This is a genomic window from Microbacterium sp. NPDC056736 (assembly GCF_042790415.1).
Classification (GTDB): Bacteria; Actinomycetota; Actinomycetes; order Actinomycetales; family Microbacteriaceae; genus Microbacterium.
Genome location: NZ_JBHTZE010000012.1, coordinates 20577 through 28930, shown reverse-complemented (window position 1 = coordinate 28930; position 8354 = coordinate 20577). Strand labels below are relative to the sequence as shown.

At 71.7% G+C, this 8354-nt stretch carries 6 protein-coding genes; 1 reads left to right on the top strand and 5 read right to left on the bottom strand.

The genetic code is table 11. From position 1 onward, the window contains the following. Nucleotides 1-58: 58 nt before the first annotated feature. The 5 genes from ACFRAL_RS17155 to ACFRAL_RS17135 form a co-directional block, all read right to left on the bottom strand. Nucleotides 59-1351 carry a sugar ABC transporter substrate-binding protein gene (locus ACFRAL_RS17155; RefSeq protein ID WP_336398259.1) on the bottom strand — a complete coding sequence of 431 codons (1293 nt, stop codon included), beginning with the start codon at nucleotides 1349-1351 and terminating at the stop codon, nucleotides 59-61. Between the two features lie 136 nt (nucleotides 1352-1487). Beyond that, the gene (locus ACFRAL_RS17150; RefSeq protein ID WP_378885296.1) at nucleotides 1488-4523 is read right to left on the bottom strand and encodes a hypothetical protein; all 3036 of its coding nucleotides are present in this window, start codon (nucleotides 4521-4523) and stop codon (nucleotides 1488-1490) included. Between the two features lie 33 nt (nucleotides 4524-4556). Beyond that, nucleotides 4557-5303 (bottom strand): EAL domain-containing protein, encoded by a 747-nt coding sequence (locus ACFRAL_RS17145; RefSeq protein ID WP_378885293.1) that lies wholly within the window; start codon nucleotides 5301-5303, stop codon nucleotides 4557-4559. A gap of 106 nt (nucleotides 5304-5409) precedes the next feature. Further along, complete coding sequence (locus ACFRAL_RS17140) at nucleotides 5410-6204, bottom strand: ABC transporter permease (protein WP_378885290.1); 795 nt, start codon at nucleotides 6202-6204, stop codon at nucleotides 5410-5412. Further along, nucleotides 6201-7268: an ATP-binding cassette domain-containing protein gene (locus ACFRAL_RS17135; protein ID WP_378885288.1), complete on the bottom strand. Its 1068-nt coding sequence runs from the start codon at nucleotides 7266-7268 to the stop codon at nucleotides 6201-6203. The genes ACFRAL_RS17140 and ACFRAL_RS17135 overlap by 4 nt, the downstream gene beginning before the upstream one ends. Nucleotides 7269-7330: 62 nt before the next feature. Between ACFRAL_RS17135 and ACFRAL_RS17130 the strand changes: the two genes are divergently transcribed. Further along, nucleotides 7331-8350: a YafY family protein gene (locus ACFRAL_RS17130; RefSeq protein WP_336398254.1), complete on the top strand. Its 1020-nt coding sequence runs from the start codon at nucleotides 7331-7333 to the stop codon at nucleotides 8348-8350. Nucleotides 8351-8354: the final 4 nt, after the last annotated feature.

The following is an 8354-nucleotide window of genomic DNA, read 5'->3' as shown; positions in this document are numbered from 1 at the left end:
GAGGAGGTGCGCTCCTCCGCCGCCGGCGCCTGGGTCATGAAGGCCATGCGTCGGTCTCTTACTGCCCGTTGAGCGTCGCGGTCATCTCGGCCGCGGCATCCGTCGCCGCCGTCTCGACGTCCTTCTGACCCGACAGGATCGCCTGCATCATGGCGCTGGTCGTCTTCTTCGCCTGCACGGCGCCGAAGGTCGGCGTGACGGGGAGCGAGGCGCCGCCCTCGACCATCTGCGTCGCGAACGGCACGACCATGGGGTCGGCGTTGGCGATGGTCTCCTCCAGGAGCGAGGTCTGGCCCGGGAAGTAGCCGCTCTGCGCGCCCCACTTCTCGGCGAACTCGCCGGTGGTCATGAGCTCGACGAACGCGAACGCGAGGTCCTTGTCGTCCGCGGTCTCGAAGACGCTGAGGTGCGAGCCGCCCAGCACGGACGGGGCGATGCCGCCGTCTTCGGCCGGGATCGGGATGGCGGCGAACTTCCCCTCCATGTCGGGGTTCTTCTCGACGATCGCCGACGGCGTCCACGAGCCCATGACGCCCATGCCGACCGTGCCCGCGGCGAAGCCGTCCAGCACGTCGGTCTCCTTCCAGGTGGTCGCGCCCGCCGACGACAGGTCGTCCTGCGTGGCCAGGCCCGTCCAGAACTCGAGGCCCTCGATCGACTCGGCGGAATCCAGCTCGCTGGTCCACTCGCCGCCGTCCTCGGTGGCCACCTCGCCGCCGGCGCCCCAGACCCACGGGTAGACCGTGAACTCCGCGTCACCGGGAACCGCGATGGCGGTCATGTCCGGCTTGGCCGCCTTGATGGCCAGAGCCGCCTCGCGCAGCTCGGCCCAGTCGGTGGGGGCCTCGAGACCCAGCTCCTCGAAGACATCCGTGCGGTAGACCAGCGAACGGACGCCGGCGTACCACGGCATGCCGTAGAGCTCGTCCTCGTAGGTGCCCGCCTTCACGAGCCCCTCGACGAGGTCGTCGTCCAGGCCCGCCTCGCTCACGTACTCCCCGATCGGCGCGAGTGCGCCGGCGTCGGCGAACTCCGCCGTCCACGTCGTGCCGGTCTCGGCGACGTCGGGCGTCGTGCCGCCCGCGATCGATGTGACGAACCGGTCGTGGGCGTCGGCCCACTGCACGAACTCGACGTTGAGCGTGGCGCCGGTCTCCTCCTCGAACGCCTCGGCCACCTCGTCGAAGAACGGCTCGGCGTCGGGGTTCGTTCCCTGCATGATCCAGACGTCGAGCGTCTTTCCTTCGCCCGAGCTCGAGCCCGAGTCGTCTCCGCCGCCACCACCGCTGCAGGCGGTGATGCCGAGTACTGCCACACCCAACACGGCGATGGGCAAGATGCGCTTCCTCATGAGAACTCCCTTGTGCGTGGACCTTCCGGCCGAAACCACACTATGGAAGAAACAACCGTATGTCATCTCTTGGTCGGAATTTTCTCCCAACCGTTACACGAGGGACCACGATACGAAACGCGGCCGAGTGCCCGGCTCAGGGGACGGATGCCGTTCGCCGGCGCCACGGCAGCGCCAGCAGCGAACCCGCCACGAGGAGGATGAGGCCGACGGCCGCGGCCGCCCAGGGTGTGGCATCCGGGATCTCGAGGTAGGTCGTGATGCCGAGGATCCGCGCGAGGCCCCACGGCAGCAGACCGAGCTCGTCGTTCCACAGCGTGAGCGCCGCCTCGAGGCCGACGAGCCCCACGACGGCCGACGGCCCCAGCAGCCCGGCGCCGACCGCGGCGAGCACCGCCCCGGTCGCGCGCCGCGCCCGCACCTGGGCCGCGAGCGCCCAGCCGGCCGCGACGAACACCCAGCCGAAGAGCGCGAACGCGACGGCGATGTAGAGGGTGCGCAGCACCGGGTCGGTCCAGAACGCGAACCAGTAGCCGCCGGGGCCGGTGAACGACAGCGCGAAGAGCGTGACGATGCAGCGGAGCATCACCACCCCGCCGACGGCGGCGATGACGGGCCACGGCGAGCGGTTCCAGACGAAGAGGCGGAGCACCAGCGCGAATACCGCCCACGCCCCGATGATGACGGCGAGGTGCGTCCACGACAGGAACGACGTCTGCACCGCCCGCGTCGCGACGAGGAGCGCGACCGGCACCACCAGCAGCAGCCAGCGGTCGAGCTCGAGCATGCCCAGCGTCGACTCGCGGGCCCGCCACGGGCGGGTCGAGGCGATCCACGTCGCCCGCGCGGCGGCGGCGCCGGGCTTGGCGACCAGGCGCGTGCGCGCCGCGAGCATGCCGATCACGACCCAGGCCGCCGCGAGCACGAGCAGCCCGCGCGCGAGCCACGCCATGGTCGCGTCCCGCTCGGCGCGCTCCACTCCGAGCTGCGCCGCGGTGAGGTTGAACGCGGGGTGGTCGATGTCGCCCTCGTACCGGTCGAGGTGGGCCGCGGCGAGTTCCTCGAACTCGGCGCGATCGGCGTCCCACGCGGCGTGGGCGTCGGGCGAGAGCGTGTCGTGCCACTGCCCCTGGTGCAGGATCATCGCGCGGTAGGCCGCGAGCAGCCGGAGGGTGTCGAGCTCGTAGTCCAGCGTCGAGAGGAACGCCTCGCGGATCTCGGGCGAACGCCAGGTCGCGGCATCCGTCGCCGTCACGGTGTCGCGCATGCGCTCGACCGCCGCGATCGCCTGCTCGCCGCCGGAGACGGCGGCCTCGACCCCGGCAGCGGGCTCGGCCGCGCTGTCGCGCACGATCGCGTACAGCACGTCGAGCACCGCGGAGTCGCCGGTGAGGATGTCCCACTCGAAGATCCACATCATGGGCGGCGGCTCGAGCCCGATCGCGAACACCCGCTGCTTCGCGAACGGCTCGATGTACATGCCCTGCGCGATGGCGTCGCGCGAGGCGGTCATGGCCTCGGCGATCGCCTCGACGGTCGCGGGATCCTCCGAGAACCACTCCCGCGCCCACGCGGCGGTCACCGCGGCGACGTCGGCGTCGGGATCGCGGGCGAGGGATGCCGCCACCTGCGTGTTCAGCTCGTACAGCTGCCAGAAGCCGGCCTTGAGATACAGCGTCATCGGGCCGGCGCGCCACGGGCCGCCGTCCTGCGTCCACACCCAGATGCCCTCGATCCGGTCGTTCGCCTCGAGGAGCTGCTGAAGCGCGGCCTGGTACTCGGTGCCGAGATCGTTGGGGAAGGCGCCGAAGTTCTCGAACTCGCGCCGGCTCTGGAACTCCACGATCCGCCGCTGCGAGCCGTGCTCGAGGGTGTCGTTGAGCGGGAGCCACGTGTAGAAGTCGCCCAGCGTGTACTTCGTCGACACGATGAGCGCCGGCGAGTCGAGGCCGCCCAGCACCGCCTCGTAAGACTCGGCGTTCGTGTGCATGTCGCCGACGGCGCCCACGCCCACCGACCACGTGCGGAAGACGACTTCGCGATCGGATGCCTCCGCCTGCGCCGAGAACGTCTCGAGCATCGCCCGCACGGCGTCGACCGTGGTGACTTCGAGGGCGGAGTAGTAGTCCCAGCCCTCGACGTCGTAGACGGGGCCCGCCTCGCCGATGCGCACGAGCACCCCGTCCAGCGCGGGCGCGGCTGCGTACAGTTCGTCCAGGCCCGCGGCGTAGACGTCCCACAGCTCGGGGTTCTCGGTCTCGAGCGAGCCGAAGCGGTCGGTGAGGTACTGCTCGAGCGGGCCCGTCAGTGCGAGCATGTCGGTGCGCAGGAACACCTTCACGCCGAGCTCGTCGGCGCGCTCCCAGAACGGCGAGAACGCCTCGACCAGCGCGAAGGCCTTGTCGCGGTGGTCGTCGCCCTCGGGGTAGACGGGGCCGCCGGGGACGCCGTCGAACGTGACGAACTCCACGAACCCGGGGAACGCGACGGCGTTGAACCCGTTCGCGAGCGAGTGCCGCAGGAAGGCGTCGAAGTCGTCGTACGCCACCGCGAGCGCCGCCTCGTCGATGTACGGCGCCTCCGGCTGGAGCACGTCGGCGAACGCCTCCGACGCGTGCGAGTAGTCGTCGCCGGACTGCCACTGCGCCGGGTCGGGAAGGACGCCGACGGCGCCGAGGTCGGTCATCCGCAGCGGGAGACGGGAGGTCTCGTGGCTGCCGACGAGGTCCTGCACCGGCAGCGCGGCGCGCACCTGAGCGGCGAGATCGTAGATGCCGCGCACGGCCCCGGCTTCGGAGGTCGCGCTGATCCGCAGCCCGGTTGCCTCCCCCTCGAGGGTGTAGCCGTCACCCGTCTCGGCGACGAACGTGGGCAGGAGCGTGACCGTCAGCGACGCCTCGCCCTCCCGTGCAGACGCGGAGTCCACGGCATCCGTCAGCTCGGCCACCGCGACGCGCACCCGCTCGGTGTCGGGCGCGTCGATCGTCGTGAACTCCGGCGGCGCGACGGCGTCGGCGACGTCGGCGACTGCGGCTTCGGCCGGCTGCATCTGGGTCGCCGGCTCGGTGCGGATGCCGAGCGCGTCGCCCACGACGACTCCGACCGCTAGACCGAGGGCGAGGAGGATCACTGCGGTGACGACGGCGAGGATGCCTCGCCGTGTCGCCGTCATGCGACAACGCTACTCCGCCTCGCGGGGCGCTCCTTACGGGAAGGTGATCTCCGCGTCCGGCTCGCGGATGAGGAAGCCCTGCGCACGATCGCACCCCAGCCGCTTCGCGATGTCGAGGTGGGTGAGCGTCTCGATGCCCTCCGCCACCACGCGCAGGCCCTGCGCGTGCGCGGCCTCGACGTCGGCCCGCAGCGCATCCAGTGCCTGCGGCTCCGCCGATCGCACCAGATGCCCGGGCAGCTTGACCTCGTTGAGCGGCAGGTGGCGGAGCCGCTCGAGCGAGGGAGAGCCCTCGCCGTACCCGCCCAGGGAGATCTCCACGCCGATCTCGCGGAGCGCGCGCAGCTGCGGCAGCACGGCGCGCTCGTCGACGGGCAGCAGGTCCTGCGTGAGCTCGAGGACGAGGGAGCCGGGAGCGAGCGTCCGGCGCGCCGACTCGGCGGCGATGTGTCGGACGAAGGAGTCGTCGTCGAACTGCCGCGGCGAGACGTTGACGGCGACCGCCCAGTCGCGGCCGGTCCGGCGCCATTCGGCGAGCATGTCGAGGCACTCGTCGAGCATCCGCCGGCCGAGCGCGTGGATCACGCCGCTGCGCTCCGCGACGCTGATCATCGTCACCGGGTCGATGTCGCCGAGCTCGGGATGCGACCACCGGCACAGCGCCTCCGCGGCCACGATCGACCCGCTCTCCAGCGACACCTGAGGCTGGAAGACGGCGAAGATCTCGGAGCTCCCGACGGCGATCGCCAGATCGTCTGCGAGATCTTCGGCCGTGCGCATCCGTCCAGTCCACCTGTTCTGCCGCGCCGTCGCAACCTCCGACACGAGGGGGCGGCGATCGGCTACGGTTCGCCTCCGCCGGCCCCCTCGCGCGGGCGGCGCGGGCTCAGCTGCTCCTGCGCATCGCGCGGACGCCGACCGCGAGTCCGACCGCCGCCAGCGCCAGCGCGGCGATCCAGCCCCACAGCACCTCGATGGCGCCGAGGTCGCCGGCGAACAGCGCACGCTCGGCCTGCACGACCCAGTTGACCGGGTTGACGGCGGCGACCGCGCGCATCCACGCGGGGCCCTCGTCGAGCGGCAGCAGCATGCCCGACAGGATCAGCAGCGGGAAGATCAGCGTCTGCTGCACGCCCCAGAAGAGCCACTCACGGTCCTTCGTCTTGAGGGCGAGGGTGTACGACAGCGCTCCGAGCCCGACGCCGAACACCGCGAGCAGGAGCAGCCCGATGACGAGTCCGGCCAGGTCGATCGTGAACCCGAACGGCCACGCGATGAGCACGATGATGAGGGCTTGCACGACGATCGGCGCGATCTCCTTGAGCGCGCGGCCGACGAGCAGCGACGACCGGGCGAGCGGGGCGACGAGCGTGCGCTCGTGGGAGCCCGTCATCATCTCGTACTGCAGGTTCGACCCGGTCGCCCCGGTGCCGAACAGCACGATCATGACGAGCACTCCGGGCACGAACCACTGCAGCGTCTCGCCCACGGGTGCGCCCGACGATCCGACGAGCAGCGGCGCGAACAGCCCGAGGAACACCAGGGGCTGCACGAGGCTGAAGATGAGCGTGAAGGGGTCGCGCACGACCGGCCTCAGCTCACGGGTGAGCACGTTCCACGTGTCGCGGGCGGGGTTGGCCCGCACCGCGGTGTCGGGACGGGTCTGGATCTCGGTGGTCATCGGCTCGCTCCTGTCTTCTCGGCCGCCGCGTCGGCGGTTCCGACGGCGCCGGCTGCGGCATCCGTCGCCTGATCGGTCTCTTCGGTGTCGGTGCCGCCCTCGCCGGCTTCGCGCAGGGTGCGTCCGGTCAGGGCGAGGAAGACGTCGTCCAGCGTCGGCGGGACGCCCGTGGCCGTGCGGACGGCGACTCCGGCGGCGTCGAGCTCGCGGACGGCCGAGGGCAGCAGCGCGTCGCCCTCCGGTGCCGTGACGGTGACGGATGCCCCCTCCCGCCGCACCTCGCGGTCGGTGAGCCGCTGCACGACAGGGACGGCGGCTGCGGCATCCGTCTCCGAAGCGAAGCCGAGGGTGAGCAGGTCGCCCGCGAGCTCGGCCTTGAGGCGCGACGCGGTGTCGTCGGCGATGACGCGGCCCTTGTCCATCACCATGACCCGCTCCGCGTAGCGGTCGGCCTCCTCGAGGTAGTGCGTCGTGAGGAACACCGTGGTGCCGTGGCCGCGGCGCAGCTCGAGGATGTGCTGCCACAGGTTCGCGCGGCTCTGCGGGTCGAGCCCGGTCGACGGCTCGTCGAGGAAGAGGAGCGGCGGGGCGTGCATGAGACCGAGCGCGACGTCGAGGCGGCGCTTCTGCCCGCCCGACAGCTGCTGCACCGACCGCGTCGCGAAGGGCGCGAGGTCGAGCGAGTCGATGAGCTCGTCGGCCCGCTGCCGCGCCGCCGCCTTCGACATGCCGTAGAACGCGCCCTGGCTCAGCAGCTCGTCGCGAGCCCGCTGCGAGAAGCTGCCGCTGGTGAGCTGCCCGACGTAGCCGATGCGGGCGCGCACGTCGGCGGGCCGCGTGAGGATGTCGAACCCGACGACCCGCGCCGTGCCCGATGTCGGCGGGATGAGGGTGGTGAGCATGCGCAGGCTCGTCGACTTGCCGGCGCCGTTCGGCCCCAGGAATGCCACGAGCTCGCCGCGTGCGACGTCGAAGGCGAGGTCGGTGACGGCCTCGACGGTCTTGCCTTTCACGGTGAAGCGCTTGGTCAGTCCCTGCGCCTCGATGATCGATTCGTTCGCCATGCCGTCCACGCTAGGAGCCATTGCGGACACATACAGTCCGCGATGTGCGGCAGTGTTGACCTATGTCCGATACGACGACACGAGCCCTCTCGCTGCTCAACCTGCTGCAGACGCACCGTCACTGGCCGGGACCGGAGCTGGCGGAACGGCTCGGCGTGACCGAGCGCACCGTGCGCCGCGACGTGGAGCGCCTGCGCGAGCTGGGCTACCGCATCGAGTCCACGCCGGGTGCCGCCGGCGGGTACCGGCTCGAGGCGGGCAGCGCCGTGCCGCCGCTGCTGCTCACCGACGAGGAGGCGGTGGCGATGGCGATCGGGCTGCGGGTCGCGGCATCCCAGCGACTCGTGAGCGGTGCCGAGACGACCATCACGGCGCTCGCGAAGCTCGAGCAGGTGCTCCCCGCTCCCCTGCGCCGGCGGGTGACGGCCCTCGCCGAGGCGGTGCAGCCGGCCGGGATCAACTCGGGCGCCGCAGTGTCGGGCGAGGTGCTCGGCGAACTCGCGCTGGCGACGCGCGACCACGAGCGCGTGCGGTTCACGTACACCGCTGCGTCGGGCGAGGTCACGAGACGCCGCGTCGAGCCGCACGCCCTCGCCCCCGCCGACCGGCACTGGTACCTGCTGTGCTGGGACCTCGAGAAGGACGACTGGCGCACCTTCCGCGTGGACCGGCTGGCGTCGGTCGAGCACACGCGCGTGCTGTTCGAGCCCAAGCCGCTGACGCCCGAGCAGATCGAGGAGTTCATCTTCGTGGCGCGCTCGTGGGTGCGCCAGGCCGTCGAGGCGGATGCCGTGATGGAGCTGCCGCTGGAGACGATGCGCGAGTACTTCGGCCAATGGGGTCAGGGCGCCTCGGATGAGGGCGACGGCCGCACGCGGTGGCCGGTGGGCGGCGGCGACTTCCGCGAGACGATGTACGGGCTGTCGTGGATCCCCGCCGGCGTGGAGTACACCACCGACCTCGCGTCGCCCGCGCGCGAGGAGCTGCGCGAGACGCTGGAGCGGATGCTGCGGGCGCTCGACGCTCCCCCGCCGCCGGTCCCGCCGCAGCGGGCGCGGGAGCGGGGTCTGCCTGCTGCCTAGGCAC